Genomic DNA, 17132 nt, shown 5'->3' with positions numbered 1-17132 from the left:
TTGGCGATGGTTCATTGAGCGGACGTTCCGCGCATGAACATACTACCGCCCTTTTTATGATATTTTTAAGCGGACAGGCTGCCCTGTCACCCTGCTTTCGTTAGCTGCTTCCAGAAAAGCGATCACCTCAAGCGTCTCATTGATATTGATCGGCGGCGTTTGGGTTTGAAACATCCGGATGACCGCCTCCAGCATGCTGGCGTAATAGGGTTTTTGCTGGGCATAGATGTCCACGTGGGCGGTATTCTGCTCACGGTGAAGCAAAGCGCCAAAACGTTTATTGCCTTTCCGGTTCCCGCGGATGGTTCCGATCCGGCCATCGGACCAGACCCCTACCGCCAGATCATGATCCTCGCTCGTCGTCACCCGCACCTCGGTGCAGCCCGGCCCCATACAGCGGTACAGCATATCAGCCATATGAATGCCGTACCAGAAAAACCCCGGCTGCGTCGGCTGCAGCTCCATCGGACCGTAACAGTCAACGCCAAATAGATTCCCGCCTTCCTTTTCCCCGGCTGCTGCAGCCAGATTCTCGGCCCAGCGTACGGAAGAGCAGCTGAGCAGCGGTACATGATGCTCGCGGGCCAGATCGGCGATGATGCGAGCGTCCCTGCTGCTGAGCGCAAACGGCTTGTCAATAAATACCGGCTTGCCGTAAGAAGCTATCGCCGCGAATTGCTCCACATGAAGCCTGCCATCGACAGTCAGCAGCAGCAGAGCGTCCGTCTGCTCGGCAACGGCTTCCACGCTTTCGACCATCCTGACCCCATACCCGTCACGAATTTGCGCGGTATAACCTGCAACCCTATTGATACTAAGCGGAAAATCCGGAGATCCGCCCGGAAATGCCGCCGTCACTTGTCCGCCCGGAATATGATGGGGGTGGGCGGTATCGTTTAGCATCTCGGCAAACAAAGGGGCATGAGATGTGTCCAAGCCGATCATGCCGATTTTCAAGATCTCTGTACTCATGCCGGGTCCCCTCCCGGTTGAAGCCGCACTTCTCTGCCGGTCCTTGCCGACTCATAAATCGCGAGAATCAAATCAACCGATTTGCGCGCTTCTTCTCCCGAGATCAACGGGGCGCGGTTCTCCCTTACTGAATGAATCAAGTCATCGACCAAAATATAATGTCCATCGGCCGAAATCGCCTTCGGATCATCGGTGCCGTCAGCCGCTTTGCGCTGCGCTTGAACTGGAGCCGCGTCGCCGTCCAGCGTTTTCCACACCTTGAATCCGCTGTCCCCGTATATAATCGACCCATGCTCTCCGTGGATTTCAAAACGCGCCTCCTGGCCGGGATTAACGGTTGTCGCCCCCTGGATCACGCCATAGGCGCCGTTTGCATATTTCACGACCGCAACGGCGGTATCCTCCACCTCGATGTCGTGAATCAGCGGAGAAGCATAAGCAAAAACACTTTCTACGTCGCCCATCAGCCAGCGGATAATATCCACGCCGTGAACGCCCTGGTTCATCAGCGCCCCGCCGCCGTCCAGCGCCCATGTTCCCCGCCAGCCCGCGCTTTTGTAGTATTCACGGCTGCGGAAATATTTCATATAGGCATCCCCCATCACCAGCCGGCCCAGTTTTCCTTCATTTAACGCCTTTTTGGTGAGCAGCGCCTCCGCCGCCGTCCGTTTCTGAAACACGGTGGCCAGCTTGACATCGCTGCTGCGGCACGCTTCGATCATCTCATCCATATCCTGCGCCGTGATGCCAAGCGGCTTCTCGCAAAGCACATGTTTGCCAGCCCGCGCCGCCGCAAGGGTGATATCCCGATGCAAACCGCTTGGCACGCAAATGCACACCGCATCCACTTCGCCGTTCTTCAGCATCTCATCTACCGTGGCATATATGGGCGGCGACCCGAACTCCTTGGCCAAAACCTCGGCCTTTTCCGGAACCTCATCAACAATGGCTGTGAGCTCCGCCTCCGGATGGCTGACGATCGCTCGTGCATGAAGCGGAGAAATCACTCCTGCGCCGACAATGGCAAACCGCATATTTTTCGTCATTGCAACCTCCTTACAGGTGAGTGCACCATGGTTTTCAACTCCCATTCTAGAAGCGGTCAACTCTCACGCCAATCCTCCGTTATTACGCTTTGCCCGCATCTTTGGAGGCATCTGCAGAATGGAAGATGAATCCGTAAAGGTGTATATACCGATGTATATGAGGCTTGACTGTCTGGATTTACTGCCTTTTCTCTTTTTGCGGGCAAACAGCCGGCTATAAGCAAAATGGCGGCACAGGATATCATTCCTGTGCCGCCAGGCTGACGAGAGCGTCAGGGCATATATTATGTTTAGAGCGGTTGCGGCAACCTCTTGGGACTGGTTATGGTATCCCTTTGGGCCGGCTTCGGCATCCCTTTGGACTGGTTACTGCATCCCTTTCGACTGGTTACGGCAATTTCCTAACGCGATCTGTGCCTGGATGAACCAGTATTGGAATCACACCGCCCCTAGTCGTGGCTAACGAAACCCACAATCGTTATTCGGGCAAAAACGAGCTTCTGATATTTCTAACGAAACTATGACACGCTATTTGGCTCAATAAAGATTCATTCGACCACATTTCGTCCAAATAACGATATGTAGTTTCGTTAGATTTAAATCGGCGCCGTTTTTGCGGATATAACGCTCCCCAGTTTCGTTAGACGTATTTTCAATTACATTAGGCGCATTTCAGTTTCGCTAGACGCCTTTCAGCCACGTTAGGCGCTTTTTCAGCCACGTTAGGCGCTTTTCAATTTCGTCAGACGCATTCTCAGTTCATTAGGCGCAATTTCAATTATGAAATAGCGATATTCAACGTCTTAATTTCATACGGCGCAAGCGCCACTTCAATATCCTGACCGGCAAAAGACAATGCGGATGGATGTTCTTCCATCAGATCGGTTTCGTCTGCCGAGCGAATCTGTCCTAAATGCGGATTAACCGTAACCGCCGCTTTAGTCCGGATGCCGCCGAATTCGTACAGGCGCACGATCAGCGTTTTGCCGTCTTCGGCTTTTTTGACCGTGTCGATCATGACATTGCGGGCGTTTACGTTCAACATGCCAAGCGTTTCAGGCAGTCCTGCCCCGACTGGCGCGGAAGCTGCCATCAGCGGCGCATTCAGCTCGCAAGCGGCCTGATGCGTTCCCGCTTCATACCAACCCCCGCTGTGCGGGTACAGCGAATATGTGAATTCATGCAGCCCTTGGTCCGCGTTGCCGTCCGGATATACGGCCGACTTGATCAAGCTGAGACGGATGACGTGATTCCGGATGTCATGTCCGTACTTGCAATCATTCAGCAAGCTGACGCCATACCCGCCTTCGGACAGGTCGACCCAGCGCTGGGCCACCGATTCGAACCGCGCATAATCCCAGCTTGTATTCCAGTGTGTCGGCCGCTCCACATTGCCGAACTGGATTTCATACGTCGCTTTGGTCGAGCGGATTTCCACCGGGAATGCCGTTTTCAGCAGCTGCTGATGCTCATGCCAGTCTACGCGGGTTTTGAAGTCAATGCGCGGATGATCGCGGTATACGGTCAGATGCTGCTCGATGGTGGAGTTCTGATAAGCGTAAACCAACTTCAGCACGCCCCGCAGCGGTCCGGCTTCAAGCACCGATACTTCCTGCAAGCCATCAATCACCGTCATCTTATCCTGGTAATAAATATCGATATCCCAAGCATCGTGAGCCATCGGCTTATCTTCAAACACCTGGAGCACGTTGGCAGGCTGGCCTGGTTTCAGCACTTCACGACCGGACTGTTTATCATAAAGCGAAGCGATCTGGCCGATTTCGTTCAGGCTGATGCTGTAGTATGGCGTCTCAATTCGATCCGTTCCGATGCTCCACGATTCAGCCGCCTTATCCGGCACATCCGCAGCGTTTCCGCTTTGCTTCTTCTCTTCGCGTCGCCCGTAAATCGTCGTAAATCCATACGCCGGCACGTCCTGAACCGCCACCATGACTTTACCTGAGCTTCCCGGTGCCGCCTGAACATCCAGCTTCGCCCCGTCCGCGGAATACCATGCGAGCTCTGCTGCGTCATTGGCGTCAACCTCCGCCAGGAAGGAACGCGTCCAGCCCAGGGCATTGAAGATCCGGACCGGGTGGCCTTGATCAGTACCTGCGTTAAGGCCTTGTTCCGATTTACCGCTATCTTTCGCATCCAGGCCAGCAAGGCCGTTATCGATCGCTGCAAGCGCAAGCTTTTCCGCTTCCTCATATTCGAGCTTGCTGTCCTCGTACACTTCATGGATGGAAGAGCCCGGGATGATGTCATGGAACTGGTTGCGCAGCACGATTTCCCAGCTCTCCGCCAGCAGCTCCACCGGATAGGCATGTTCCGGATTCAGCGCAAGCGCGAGCGCATTCAGGAATTCCGCGTTGTGCAGCAGCAGTTCCATCCGGCGGTTCATGCGCTTGTTGTGGGCTTGGGAAGTATACGTTCCGCGGTGGTATTCGAGATACAGCTCGCCATCCCATAAGTGCAGCTGCGGCTCATCCTTGACCTGCTCTTCCAACCGGGCAAAAAACTCCTCCGCTTTTCCCGTTTTAACCTGAGGCGCACCCGGCATGTCCTCGTAACGCCGCACCGCCTCCAGCATATCGCGGGTCGGACCGCCGCCTCCGTCGCCCCAGCCATAGGCCAGCAGCAGCTGGTCGTTGATATCCTTCTGGCGGTAATTGTTCCACAGACCCTGAATCGAAGCACCGGTCACGTTGCCGTTGTACGTATAGAACCAGCTGCCGTCATTATCCGGCGTCGTGATATAATGCGTCAAAATTTCCGTACCGTCGATGCCTCTCCAGGTAAAGGTGTCGTAAGGGAAACGGTTGTATTGGCTCCAGCTGATTTTCGTTGTCATAAAGTAGTCGATGCCGCTTTTCTTCAGAATCTGCGGAAGCGCCCAGCTATAGCCGAAGACGTCAGGCAGCCACAATACGCGGTTGTCCACCCCGAACTCGTCCCGGAAGAAGCGTTTGCCTGTCAGCAGCTGGCGCACCAGCGATTCTCCGGAAGGAATGTTGCAGTCCGACTCCAGCCACATCGCTCCGGTCGCTTCCCAGTTTCCGCTTTGCACGCGGTCCTTGATCTTTGCGTACAACGTAGGAAAGTCTTTCTTCAAGTAGGCATACAGCTGCGGCTGCGATTGAAGGAACACGTATTCGGGAAAACGATCCATCAGCGTAAGCACCGTCGAGAACGAACGGCCCGATTTCTCGCGCGTATGCTGCAGTCTCCATAACCAGGCTACATCGATGTGGCAGTGTCCCACCGCCGTGATCTGCGGCCGCGGACCGCGCGGAATCGCAGCGAGCCGCTCGTTTAACGTATGCCGCGCTTGAGCTGCGGACGCATAAAACGCCTCCGAGCCGGGCCGGCTCCAATCAAGCTGAAGGAATGCCGCTTCCAGGGCTTCTGTCAGCTCATGTCTTTCCAGTTGCCGTTCATCCAGCTGCTTTACGGTTTGCAGCATATGCAGCGCCGTATAATACAAATCGTCCACATCGTGGTCCAATACGGCGACGCTGAGAGAGTCGATGCGATGATCGAACGGCGAACGTCCGTCATGCGCAGTCAGTCCGCTCCAGGCGTAAATGGCCAACTCCGCACGCCCCGCGCTGACCGTGTTGTCCGGGAAAAACAATTCCGCGTGATTGCGGTCGAGCGCCTGCAAAGGTTCCCCGTTCAGGTAAACCTGTGCCTCATAACCGCTGCAGTTGCCTCCGCCTGTTTCTCCCAGCTTGATCAAGCCGATGCAATCGCGCCCTTTCCAGCTTGAAGGGAATTCAATCTCCGTGATAAACCAGGCATACCGGTCTCTGCCTCCCCAGTGGTCGCCAACGCGAACCACTTGGCCGGAGGAAGCCTGCTGCCGTGCCTCTTCCAGTTTCTTAACATCGGGTACGATGCGAACGGAATCAAGTGTCCGCGCCTCCCGGTACCGAAGTCCTGACAGCTCCCGAATCCGGTTTTCCAACTTCTGCAGAACGAATCTCATGACGATAGATGTACTCCTTTCTCATTCCAAGTCATTTTTAATATATATAATATAGCATTTATGATTAACAAAGGATATTAGATTTTACCGACTATTTTTTGAATGCCCCAAATATCCCAGCCTATGTACCGCGGGCATCTGAGCAAGACCTCTTCTGTGCTGCCGCTTGGCTCCGGCGAATCGCCGTTCCAATCGTGAACCGGTATAAAATATCTACGACAACGATGCCGCAGGCAAGCCCTACCGCACCGTAGGCGACATGCAAAAAGACAACCCCGGACGCAGCATATTCCCCTAAAATAAGACTGCGGAAGCCTTCATAAAACGTAATGCCAGGCACGACGGGCGCTAGTCCCGGCACAAAAAAAACCGTTACGGGCATTTTGTATTTACCGGCCGCCAATTGTCCCGCAAACGCCAGCAGCAAAGAACAAACCAGACTTGCAGCAAAAACGCCGCAACCGTAAGCCGACATTCCCATATACCCCATCCATCCGATCATGCCGATCATCCCTCCTGCAGCGATCGACCGTTTAGGCACGTTGCAGAGCATCCCGAACGATACGGAAGAGATAAAGCTAAACATCACATGAAATGCAATTTCTTTCATCATCCGTGCACCTCTCCTTTGCGAAAGCGGATGTTGTATCTCTTACAAGATAAACATCCAGTAGACGCCGGCAATGCCCGCCCCTAAGGCGCCGGCGATAAATAAAGCTTCGATGGCGCCAACGACACCGGAGATATAATGCCTGGCCATCATATCGCGAATGGCGTTGGTAATGGCGATTCCCGGCACTAACGGAACGACGGCTCCCACCATGACGAGATCCAGATGACGGCCTGCGAGGGAAGTCATGCACAACCCTGCCAATCCGCCAAGAAAAGCCGCGCCGCACTCGGAAAGAAAGGGAACCTTTAATATTCGAGTCAGCCACAAACAACTAAGAAAGGCGACGACCCCGGCCGTCATAGCCGCGGGCAAATCATCGAACGCCCCGCCGAAAATAAGCATAATGCTTCCGCTCAAGCTCGCGGTATAGATCAGTTTGTGCCGGAGCTTCTGCCCCATGCTCTCTTTCTCGGCTGCCTGCAAGGCGGCATGCATTTCTTCGAATCCAATCCGGCCTCCCGCAAAATCACGCGATAGCTGGTTCACCTTCGTTATTTTGTTCAAATCATACCTTCGTCGATCAATGCGATAGAACTGCGTACCGACCCGATCCAGCTTTGCAAATATGCCGTTGACGGTTACATACGTGTACGCGCTGAATGTGCCTATGTCGCCGATCGCATAGCGGATAATCCGTTCCATCGTATCTTCGACACGGCTTGTCTCCGCCCCGCTTTCCAGCATAACTTTTCCCGCCAGAAGCGCCGCTTCAAGAATGGCCTGATTTTCTTGTAATGACGGACTGGTTTTCAAAATGCGCTCTCCCCTTTGCTGCTCCCGTTTGCAATAAATTGTTTGCGCGGGCAGTTGCAATTTTATACGTGGATAATTATAATCCATTATAGATAAAAAATGTAGATGAATATGCTATTTTTTTATCACACTATACGGAAAGGCGGTATTGAACATGTTGGAACAAGAGTTGAATGCACGAATCAGCAAATTGCAAGAGGAAATGAGAAGCAAAGGGTTTGATTCCTATGTCGTGTCGTCCCGCGAGGATATCTGGTATTACACGAACATTACCTACAGTCCTGAGGAAAGACCTTTTTTTATCGTGATTTCGCTGGATGACAAACCTGTTCTGGTGGTTCCGAAATTGGAAGAAGCGCATGTCAAAAAAGGAATTCTGGATACGAATGACATTGCTTATTGGGATTATCCTTCTCCTGCAGGCGAAAACTGGTTTGAAGTGCTGAATGACGTGCTCGGGAAGTTTCGGCATACCGGCGTCGAAGGGAACATACCTGCCGAGCATTTTGCCCGCATACAAGGAACCAGCGTCGAGCTGTCCAATCTGGTAGCGAAAGTACGTCAAATCAAAAGCGCCTATGAAATCGAAAAGATCCGGTTCTGTGCAAAAAAGGCCGATGAGACGATGTTTGACATTTTCCAAAAAGCGTCGCGGGAAACCATGGTGCTTGAAATGTCCGCCTTATCGCAGAAATCCTATATGGAGCTAATTAATACAATGCAGCTTGACCCTGCCAACAGCAATTTGCTGGCCGTCGTATGGCCCGCTCCGGAAAGCGCCATGCCGCATGGCGTGCCGAATATTTATAAAAAATACGGGGATGGCCCTAACGTGGCGATGACCTATTATCGAATCAATGGTTATGCATCGGAATGCGAACGCACCTTCTTTATTGGCGAGCCGTCTGCATCCGAAAAGGAAATGTTCGTTCATATGATGAATGCCCGCAATGCGGCGTTATCCATTCTCAAAGCGGGCGTAAAGGCAAGGGATATCGATATGGCCGCACGCAATTATCTGGAATCATACGGCCTGCTTGGCAGCCTGCTGCACCGCACGGGGCATGGTATCGGCCTCAGCAATCATGAGGCGCCGTTCGTGGCGGAAGGAAGCGATGACTTGCTTACGGAAAACATGGTGATCTCCATAGAGCCCGGGATTTACGTGGAAGGCGTCGGGGGGTTCCGGCACTCGGATACCGTTTTGATTACGAAGGATGGCTACGAGTTATTGACGAAAGCTCCGACTGAGTTGGAAAAGCTCATTTTTTGAGACGCTGCAAAGAAGCATACTGCGATAAAAGGCATGGGTACGGGAAAGACGTATCCATGCTTTTTTGTTGGTCTGGAGACTTCAAATTATCTATAATGGAGATAGACAGCAATAAAAGGAGCGTACCGATGCAGATTAAAAGTGGAGTTGAGCAGGCCATGTGCATATTGGTGATGCTGGCGACGCAGCGTAATGGAGAAGCGGTAACAAGCGATACGATCAGCGAGCGTCTGGATGTATCTCCTTCGTTTTTGAAAAAAATCATGAGGATGCTCGTCGTAAAAAAAATCATTACATCGACGTCGGGAAAAAACGGCGGCTTCCAGCTTGCTAAAGACGTGGATGATATCCAACTTCTCGAAGTCTTTGAAGCGATCGAAGGCGTAAGCCCATTCCTGAAAACGACAAATCTGGTTCAGCACATATTTTCGGATCAGAAGACCGCACAAGCCGGCGAAAAAATTATGAAGCAAGCTTTTGACCATGCCGAGCAAAGCTACCGCTCCGAACTTGCCTCTTATTCGCTTGGCGTGTTATTGCGCGAAACTTTCAAGGTGGGGGATTTGCAGCAGTTCGATTGGAACGGAATCAGACGCGTTTAACTTGCAGTGCGAAAAAAATCCTCGATCCGCTTTCGGGTCGAGGATTTCCATTTTTACTGCAGACTTGCAGCCTTTCTTATGCCGGTCTCAACACCGCAGTTCCCTTGTGCTAACTCCGCTCTTATCAATTCAATGGCCTATACGCTTTTTAGGAAGACACGGGCCCGGTGGTGCGATTGGCTACCAATTCCGGCTGCAGAACGATTTTGCTGTATTTCGGGGTCCGGTTCGGGTTCGCAAGCACATCCAGCAGCGTTTTCGCCGCCTCAAACCCCATCTTCTCCTCATTTTGGTTGATGAACGTAAACACGCTGAATTCCTCGAGCATCGGGCTCGGGTTATCGAACGTAATAATAGAGACATCCTCCGGTACCCTCAGCCCCAGCTTGCGCGCCACGGACCAAATATGGACTCCAAGCGTGCAATTCAGGGCAATATAAGCGGTGGCCATCTTGTTTTTGATAAAACGTGACAAGGCGTAGTCCTCCAGGAAGGGTTCGTCCTGAATGCTGAAATCGGTCAAAATCAGCGCAGGATTGATCAGCGCCCCCTTCTGCTTCAGCGCCTCGTTATACCCTTGAATCCGCTCCTCCACCGTCACGGTCGGCATCGGCGTATTCGAGCAGATCGCAATGTTGCGGTGCCCCTGTTCCCACAGATGATCCACGGCCAAAATGGAGCCTTGAAGCGGATCGGACAACACGACATTCGTTTCGACTCCCGGAAGATGGCGGTCCAGGAGGACAAACGGATAATTTTCCATCTTGAGCGCAATAATCTCTTCGTTATAGACTTCGGCATCGACCGGAAAAATGAGCAGGCCATCCACTCTGGAACGCAGCTCGCGGATTGCCTCTTTTTCGAGTTCCTTCGAATTATATGTAAACATCACAATCAACGAATATTTGCTGTCCTTTAATGCTTTGCGGATCCCCCGCACCATCTGAATCGCAAAAAAATCCTCAATGGACGGAAAGATGAGTCCGATTTTGGGCGAATTCGCGGCGTAAGCTTCCTGAATGGCTGAGCTGCGGCCGCTTTGAATGTACTTCTCCGGAATGCCTTTGACGTAGCTGCCCCTGCCGGGTATGCGGTATATCCAGCCTTCATTCGCCAGATCCGCCAATGCGTTCGCTACCGTGATACGGCTGACCTGAAACTGGTCAATCAATTCCTTTTCGGTCGGAATCCGGTCGTCCTCGACCAGTTGTCTGGATGAGATCAATTGCTTGAAGTGGTTTTGAATCTGGATATAAAGCGGTTCCCGTTCCTGACTCATTGTCTAGTCCTCCAATAGCTATTATTCCTCGCTTCGATGCCGCTTCTTTTCATTCCCGGCATATATATTTAGCATTATATCATTGGAGCTATGAGACTAGTCAACGAATTGCGGCCGCTGCCCGCTTCGCAGCTCTCTGGGGGTGTGGTTGTATTTCTTTTTGAAGGCTCGCTCGAAATGGTTTAATGTTCTGAAACCTGACGCCAAACATACCTCCGTGACAGGCAGCTCCGTCAGCTTCAACAGCGCATGGGCGAACTGAAGCCGCTGTTCCTGCAGAAACACCTGGAATGGGGTGCCAAGCTGCCTGCGGAAGCATTCGCTGAAATAATTGTCCGACAAGCCGGCATGTTTGGCGACATGATGAAGCGTGAGCGGTTCGCGGAAATGATGCTGGATATAGGTCACCGCTATCCGAATGGATGGATGCACATGGCCGCTAGCCTGGTAATCCTCTCTATCCCGGGCTCCCATTCGCGCCATATCGATCAACACGCGCTCAAGCGCTCCCTGCGAGACCCATTCGCTTCCGGCCTGCTGCAGCTCGCTCTCCTCCCACATCCGGTCAAATTCTGCGCGGAAAGCCGCAAATACGGTTCCCGCCAAGTCGCATGCCCGCTCGCCAGAGCTTTGGAACAACCATTGAAACAGCTCCTGCCGCAGCACATGCTGGGTAAACACGACATCATACAAAATGATGACGCTGCCCGGATCGGGAATGATTTCATGAAAATCGGCAGGCGTCACGAGGAATAAGCTGCCTGGCGCAAGGCGCATGCTTTTTCCGTTCAGCACATGAACGCCCTCCCCTTCAAGCACCAAAGCCATTTCAAAAAATTCATGCCAATGGACCTCAATGCTCCCTTCGATCCGGTGCTTGAAAATGCGAAAGGGAGCGGACTCGGACAAATATTGCTCATTTAACAGCCGCTTCGGCTGGTTGCCGTTCATCGTCCGCCCTCCCTTTTGATCATGTCCGCTTCCGGCTTTAAATTATCTGCACAGAAACGGATCATACATTATTTTAAATATTGATAAACGGATTTCCCGCAATGTCCTTTCCGCGTGCAAGCCAGATTTTGAATCCCGGATTATTTTCCGGTATCACCTTGGCTTCCGTGGAAAAATAGCGCATCGTATAACCGCAGCGGCGGTAAGGGCTCGTATTCGGACGCGCCCCGTGAATAATGCGGGAGTCATGCACAGAACATTCTCCGGGCTCCAGCCCGAAATATACGGCTTTCGATTCATCCACGCCTTTGATTTGGGTTCCGAACGTATTGGCTTTGCCGTCTACATTCTCATATTCGGAAAATCCGTTATGATGCGTGCCTGGAATGACGCGCATGCAGCCGTTTTCCTCCCAACTTCGGTCGATGGCCAGCCAGACGGTTACGATTTTGTCAAAGCGGTCAAGCCGTCCTTTCCAATAAGCGGAATCCTCATGCCACGGCGTCGCGCGCCCCGTATAAGGGTCCTTGCATATAAAATGGCTCGACCAAAGCCCGATGTTCGGTCCGATCAAAGGCTCTACCAAGTTCAGCACTTCATCGCTCATCAAAAAGTCAAGCAGCCGTTCGTCGCGAAAATGCGGCGTGTCGAGCTCATCGGAAAGCTTGTCTCCCTTTTCGGCCAGCTGCTCTTCGAATATTTGCTTCAACATGCCAAACTTATCCGGGCTGAACAGCTGCTTCTTGTATAGTGCGTATCCGTCTTTACGGTAACCGTTAATCTCTTCCGCTGTCAACTTGCTTTGTTTCATAGTCATTCATCCTCCCGATCGGGTGTGATATTTGTTACACCTCTAATGGTACGGATGCCTGAATCAAGGCGCTTCGTTTATTGCCGGGAAAAGTGTGCATATTTTCGGATTATTGCCATAAATACGGCATGCACGCGATGTGTAAACCACCCCTTCTAAATCAATTTCATCATGTCCTATGAACCCGTTATGAAATTGATTTTACTAACAGTTATAATGGAATTTATGATAAACGATGAGCTGGGGAGTTGACCTTATGATACATATTTTGGTGGCGGACGACGATGCCCATATCCGCGAACTGCTTAGGCATGTCCTGCAGCATGAAGGATATGCCGTTTTCGAGGCATGCGATGGCATCGAGGCTACGGAAGTGCTGTCCAGGGAGCATATCAACCTGGCGGTTATCGACGTGATGATGCCTGGCAAAGACGGATTGCAGTTGTGCAGCGAGATTCGCCAGGATTATGATTTTCCCGTCATTCTGTTGACGGCTAAGGATCAGCTGCCCGACAAAGAAAAGGGATATTCCGCGGGAACGGATGATTACGTAACCAAACCCTTTGAGCCAAAAGAGCTGGTGTTCAGGATTAAAGCGCTGCTGCGTCGTTACCAGATGGTGAATGAACAGGTCATCAAGCTGAACGACACGGTCATTGACGCCAAAAATTACATGGTATACTGCGGCGACAGCATGTTCATGCTGCCCATGAAGGAATTCGAGCTGTTGACGCAGCTGGCGAGTTTCCCGGATCGCACCTTTTCACGCGAGGAGTTGATCCAGCTGATTTGGGGCGCGGATTTCGAAGGCGACGACCGGACGGTTGACGTCCATATCAAAAGGCTGCGGGAGCGTTTTGCGGATATAACCGATGATTTCAGCATCCGCACCGTGCGCGGGGTCGGCTATAAATTGGAGGTGGCCAAAAAATGAAATCCCTCTACCTTCGGATCGTCCTTACGACGATCGCTGTCATGATGCTCAGCAGCGTGCTTGCTTTCGTGCTGGCCAACGTTTATTACCAATATAAACTCAAACCTGTCAATGACAGCAAGATCACGCAAGTGGCGGAAAATATCAAACTGTTCTGCGAGAGCCATCCCGCCTCGGCACGGGAACCGTATCTTGAGAGCATCGGAGCGCTGGGCTATCAAATATACGTCGTGGGGCCAAGCGGCAAAAGCAGCTTTTACGGCGGGGCCTTCCGCAATGCCGAGCTTGCTTCTTCCATCATAAAACAGGTTCAGCAGGGGGAAGTGTATCACGGCATCGGACAATTTCCCTCCAAGGCGTTTATTACAGGTTTTTTCGATAATACGCTGGTCAACACAATAGGCGTTCCATTGCATTACGACACGGGTACCTATGCCCTATTCGTTCGTCCCAATATCGATATGCTGTTAGGGGAGCTGCATATATTTCTGGCAGTAATCGTTGTGCTGATCATTCTGCTCAGTATTTTGCTGGTCGTCGTCAGCACCCGCTATATTGTAAAACCGATCACGAAACTGACCGAAGCGACGCAACTGATTTCGCAAGGTACCTACCATTTGAAACTCAACGTAAACCGGAAAGATGAGATTGGACGGCTTGCCAGCCATTTTGCCCAGATGGCCAAAGGACTCGAGCAGTTGGAGGCCATGCGCCAGGAATTCGTGTCCAACGTATCGCATGAAATCCAGTCGCCGCTTTCCTCCATTCAAGGTTTTTCGCAAACGCTGCAGACCGGCGAGGTTAGCGAGGAAGAGCGGAAGCACTATCTGGCGGTCATTGAAAGCGAAGCCAAACGCATGTCCCAAATGAGCAGGCAGCTGCTGATGCTGGCATCCCTGGACAAAGAACAGGATGCGCTCGAAAAAACCACCTTCAACATGGCCGAACAAATCAAAGAAGTGCTGCTAACGACCGAATGGAGCTGGCGCCAGAAAGAACTGGCTATAAATATGCAGCTGCCCGAAGTCCTTATTAGCGCGGACCAAAGGCTGCTGCACCAGGTATGGGTCAATCTCATGACCAACAGTATCAAATTCACGCCGGAAGGCGGCACCATTTCGATCCGGCTGCATCAAGACGATAAAAACGGCTATGTCGATTTTAAAGATTCCGGGATCGGCATTGCCGAAGAAAATATCCCTTATATCTTCAACCGCTTCTACAAAGCCGATAAAGCCCGCAGCCGCAGGGAAGGAGAGACGGGGAGCGGGCTGGGGCTGGCGATTACGCAAAAAATCATCAGCCTGCACGGCGGCACGATTACCGTTGAAAGCCGGGTAAATGAGGGAACCGAGTTTCATATCAAGCTGCCGTTAAAGTGAATTCATAAACATGAACCAAAGTACCCCCGCAAAGAGTATCGGAAAGAAGTCCGACGCCTCTCAAAAAGGGGCGCTTTTGCGGAGCAAAAGTAATGAGTGGAGCCTATGCTTCGTCGCTAATTCCAAATACTTTGCGAAGACCCCAAAAAACTTATACATTCTATAATCGTAAGAAAAACGTCTATCGACGTACTTTCTAAGAAGACAGACCGCTTTTAGCAGAAGTTTTTCTTGCGATATCAGGATGCGTTTCCCCCGAAGTTATACATTCTGATATCTTAAAAAAAGCCGGGCTCAGCCCGGCTGCAAAGAATGGGTTAACACAATACAATTGTTCGCGTTTATGGAATTCCAAGCCTTAGCCGCGGTTTTAGTGCACCAAGCTGGTAATCTGTCTCTTTTTCCAGACCAGCCAATAATACGTATACACCAAAATCATGCTGACGATAAACGCCGCCGGATAACCGAGCCAAATGCCGCGAATGCCGAGGCTTGTATGGTAGGAAAGCACGTAAGCGACCGGCACCTCGACGCCCCAGATCGAAATGATGCTGAAAATCATCGGCCACAGCACGACCCCGCTCGCGCGCATCGCTGCCGAAATAATCTGCACATGGCCAAAAATGAGATAGCTCCATAACGTAATCATCAGCAGCTGGTGGGCGATGTCCAACGTTTCCGGGCTCGTAATGAACCAAGACAAAATATTTTTCGAAAAAATATAAATCGGAATCATCAACACAATGCCGATGATATAGTTCAAGACAATTCCGGCGCGGATGACCTCCTTCAGACGGTCGTTTTGTTTGGCGCCAATGGACTGCGCGGCCAGAACGGATACCGTCATCCCTAAACTGATCGCCGGCATCTGGACATAACTGACGACCTGGTTGACCGATCCGTATGCTGCGGTGGCATTCGAACCGAAACGGTTGACGAACACGATGACCGCAATTTCGGACAGAGAGACGAGAATCATGCTGACGCTTGACGGGATGCCAAGCTTAAGCAGCAGCTTCAGCATCTCTTTATTCATGCCCAGATGCCTGCGGACGGAAGCGTCCAGGCGGAGCGGGCTTTGCTTCCAGTGCAAATAAAAAAGCAGCAGTATAAACGTAATGACGGTAGAAATCAGATTGGCATACGCCGCGCCGTAAATCCCGCATTTAGGCAACCCCAGCCATCCGAAAATCAGCACCGGCAGGAAGATCAGGTTCAGCACCGTGCTGACGATCAGCGAATAAAAAGGCGTTTTGGAATCGCCGGTTCCCCGCATAAACGTCGTGTATACCATGTACAGAAACATCACAGGCAAACTCCAGAACATAATGCGTGCATAATGGATCGTTACATCCATAATATTGGCCGGCGTTCCGACCATACGCAAAATATCTTCCGTAAAAATGCCGCCAACAATGGCAAGCACGATTCCCAGCAGGAAAGTGAAGGTCAGCGTCGTGCCTACGATGGTTTTCATCTTTTCTATATTGCCTGCCCCGTAAGACTGACCGATCAAGATCGCACTCCCTGAACCGATTCCAATCACGAACGATACAAGCAGGAAAAAGAGAGGGAAAAAAGCGGAAATGGCCGCCAATGCGTCTACTCCGATCCAGCGTCCGACGACAATCGTGCCTGCCAACTGGCCGACGGATTGAAGGGCATTGCTGAGAATGAGCGGAATGAGGAACGCAATCATGGCCCGGTATACGCCGGGCCCAGTTTGAGGGGCTATTCCAGGCGCTGCATCAGGCCTTCGGGAATCAGCCGCATGATCTGCAGATTGGTGCTGAGAGTTCATTGCAACATCTCCTTTTATTAGACAAAGTTTTCATCGGTTTGAAATTTACTTAGACATTATAGTTTATCGTTTATTAATTATCAATAGAAAACAAAAGATATTTTCAGTTTTTTTCACCCGTCGCATATGCTTTTTCATACATAAATTTTACCTGAATTCACCCAAATGAGGATCAAAAAAGTCAATCGACGTATTCGCACAGAAGACGGGCTTTTTTAACAAAAGGATACTGTGTGTGTATGAACAATTTTGGATGTCCCTACGCACCAACCTTGTCAATTATTTTGAACTACATATACTAATTTAACACCAAAAAGCCCAAACCCATTCAATGAGATTTGGACTCTATTTCTGTCATCATCTATCCGGCATATGAGCATTAAAGAATCAAGCAATGCAAAATAACATACTTACATGTCCCTTCGAACAATACCAGCCCAGCCCGCACAGCTTCCTGCAGCAAGCAACCCAAGTGCGCCGGATACCCCTCCTTCAAAAGTTGAAAGGCTCTCAGAGTAGTTTTCCAACCCCTCTTCTTGTATGTTTTTCTTTACACTATCCAAATATGACTTGGAGGCTGCCGGGCAAAGATCACAGTTGGCAGTGCCGGGTCAAAGACCCGGATGACAACCGGTTCGAGTTGATGGAGCTGTATCCCGACTCG

Annotated in this window: 13 protein-coding genes; 4 read left to right on the top strand and 9 right to left on the bottom strand. The window is 51.3% G+C overall.

Translation table 11 applies throughout. The annotated features are described in order from the left end of the window. Window positions 1-54: 54 nt before the first annotated feature. The 5 genes from L6442_RS02325 to L6442_RS02305 form a co-directional block, all read right to left on the bottom strand. Entirely contained in the window at window positions 55-972 is a 918-nt protein-coding gene (locus L6442_RS02325) for a Gfo/Idh/MocA family protein (RefSeq protein ID WP_212978339.1), read from the bottom strand. After that, entirely contained in the window at window positions 969-2018 is a 1050-nt protein-coding gene (locus tag L6442_RS02320; protein ID WP_212978340.1) for a Gfo/Idh/MocA family protein, read from the bottom strand. The genes L6442_RS02325 and L6442_RS02320 overlap by 4 nt, the downstream gene beginning before the upstream one ends. 778 nt (window positions 2019-2796) lie before the next feature. Beyond that, window positions 2797-6009 carry an alpha-mannosidase gene (locus L6442_RS02315; protein WP_212978341.1) on the bottom strand — a complete coding sequence of 1071 codons (3213 nt, stop codon included), beginning with the start codon at window positions 6007-6009 and terminating at the stop codon, window positions 2797-2799. A gap of 121 nt (window positions 6010-6130) precedes the next feature. Then, the gene (locus L6442_RS02310; RefSeq protein WP_237100185.1) at window positions 6131-6622 is read right to left on the bottom strand and encodes a threonine/serine exporter family protein; all 492 of its coding nucleotides are present in this window, start codon (window positions 6620-6622) and stop codon (window positions 6131-6133) included. 39 nt (window positions 6623-6661) lie between these two features. After that, entirely contained in the window at window positions 6662-7435 is a 774-nt protein-coding gene (locus L6442_RS02305; protein ID WP_237100184.1) for a threonine/serine exporter family protein, read from the bottom strand. A 154-nt stretch (window positions 7436-7589) separates the two neighbouring features. Here L6442_RS02305 and L6442_RS02300 point away from each other — a divergent pair, with 154 nt between their 5' ends. Together L6442_RS02300 and L6442_RS02295 are read left to right on the top strand one after the other, a co-directional pair. Next, window positions 7590-8708: a M24 family metallopeptidase gene (locus tag L6442_RS02300; protein ID WP_212978343.1), complete on the top strand. Its 1119-nt coding sequence runs from the start codon at window positions 7590-7592 to the stop codon at window positions 8706-8708. Between the two features lie 128 nt (window positions 8709-8836). Further along, on the top strand, window positions 8837-9310 hold the full coding sequence (locus tag L6442_RS02295) for an Rrf2 family transcriptional regulator (RefSeq protein ID WP_194233479.1): 474 nt from the start codon (window positions 8837-8839) through the stop codon (window positions 9308-9310). Between the two features lie 148 nt (window positions 9311-9458). Here L6442_RS02295 and L6442_RS02290 read toward each other — a convergent pair whose 3' ends face one another. The 3 genes from L6442_RS02290 to L6442_RS02280 form a co-directional block, all read right to left on the bottom strand. Continuing rightward, entirely contained in the window at window positions 9459-10589 is a 1131-nt protein-coding gene (locus L6442_RS02290; RefSeq protein ID WP_212978344.1) for a GntR family transcriptional regulator, read from the bottom strand. A 96-nt stretch (window positions 10590-10685) separates the two neighbouring features. Further along, window positions 10686-11540: an AraC family transcriptional regulator gene (locus L6442_RS02285; protein ID WP_212978345.1), complete on the bottom strand. Its 855-nt coding sequence runs from the start codon at window positions 11538-11540 to the stop codon at window positions 10686-10688. 73 nt (window positions 11541-11613) lie between these two features. After that, window positions 11614-12351, bottom strand: coding sequence for a phytanoyl-CoA dioxygenase family protein (locus L6442_RS02280; protein ID WP_212978346.1), 738 nt, complete (start codon window positions 12349-12351; stop codon window positions 11614-11616). Window positions 12352-12607: 256 nt separating this feature from the next. Between L6442_RS02280 and L6442_RS02275 the strand changes: the two genes are divergently transcribed. Together L6442_RS02275 and L6442_RS02270 are read left to right on the top strand one after the other, a co-directional pair. Next, window positions 12608-13285 (top strand): response regulator transcription factor, encoded by a 678-nt coding sequence (locus L6442_RS02275; RefSeq protein ID WP_212978347.1) that lies wholly within the window; start codon window positions 12608-12610, stop codon window positions 13283-13285. Next, window positions 13282-14667, top strand: a complete 1386-nt coding sequence (locus tag L6442_RS02270; RefSeq protein ID WP_212978348.1) for a HAMP domain-containing sensor histidine kinase — start codon at window positions 13282-13284, stop codon at window positions 14665-14667. Before L6442_RS02275 ends, L6442_RS02270 begins: the two co-directional genes overlap by 4 nt. Before the next feature lie 370 nt (window positions 14668-15037). Here the strand turns inward: L6442_RS02270 and L6442_RS02265 are convergent, their stop codons facing one another. After that, window positions 15038-16366 carry an MATE family efflux transporter gene (locus L6442_RS02265; RefSeq protein WP_237100351.1) on the bottom strand — a complete coding sequence of 443 codons (1329 nt, stop codon included), beginning with the start codon at window positions 16364-16366 and terminating at the stop codon, window positions 15038-15040. Window positions 16367-17132 lie beyond the last annotated feature (766 nt).

The sequence above is a fragment of the Paenibacillus azoreducens genome (genome assembly GCF_021654775.1).
GTDB lineage: Bacteria > Bacillota > Bacilli > Paenibacillales > Paenibacillaceae > Paenibacillus_AQ > Paenibacillus_AQ azoreducens.
This window is presented reverse-complemented; position numbering and strand designations above follow the sequence as displayed.

What these genes read in the sequence shown, in the direction of transcription:
- L6442_RS02325 (WP_212978339.1), bottom strand. Translation starts at nt 972, where the DNA reads ATGAGTACAGAGATCTTGAAAATCGGCATGATCGGCTTGGACACATCT.
- L6442_RS02320 (WP_212978340.1), bottom strand. Translation starts at nt 2,018, where the DNA reads ATGACGAAAAATATGCGGTTTGCCATTGTCGGCGCAGGAGTGATTTCT.
- L6442_RS02315 (WP_212978341.1), bottom strand. Translation starts at nt 6,009, where the DNA reads ATGAGATTCGTTCTGCAGAAGTTGGAAAACCGGATTCGGGAGCTGTCA.
- L6442_RS02310 (WP_237100185.1), bottom strand. Translation starts at nt 6,622, where the DNA reads ATGATGAAAGAAATTGCATTTCATGTGATGTTTAGCTTTATCTCTTCC.
- L6442_RS02300 (WP_212978343.1), top strand. Translation starts at nt 7,590, where the DNA reads ATGTTGGAACAAGAGTTGAATGCACGAATCAGCAAATTGCAAGAGGAA.
- L6442_RS02295 (WP_194233479.1), top strand. Translation starts at nt 8,837, where the DNA reads ATGCAGATTAAAAGTGGAGTTGAGCAGGCCATGTGCATATTGGTGATG.
- L6442_RS02290 (WP_212978344.1), bottom strand. Translation starts at nt 10,589, where the DNA reads ATGAGTCAGGAACGGGAACCGCTTTATATCCAGATTCAAAACCACTTC.
- L6442_RS02285 (WP_212978345.1), bottom strand. Translation starts at nt 11,540, where the DNA reads ATGAACGGCAACCAGCCGAAGCGGCTGTTAAATGAGCAATATTTGTCC.
- L6442_RS02280 (WP_212978346.1), bottom strand. Translation starts at nt 12,351, where the DNA reads ATGAAACAAAGCAAGTTGACAGCGGAAGAGATTAACGGTTACCGTAAA.
- L6442_RS02275 (WP_212978347.1), top strand. Translation starts at nt 12,608, where the DNA reads ATGATACATATTTTGGTGGCGGACGACGATGCCCATATCCGCGAACTG.
- L6442_RS02270 (WP_212978348.1), top strand. Translation starts at nt 13,282, where the DNA reads ATGAAATCCCTCTACCTTCGGATCGTCCTTACGACGATCGCTGTCATG.
- L6442_RS02265 (WP_237100351.1), bottom strand. Translation starts at nt 16,366, where the DNA reads ATGATTGCGTTCCTCATTCCGCTCATTCTCAGCAATGCCCTTCAATCC.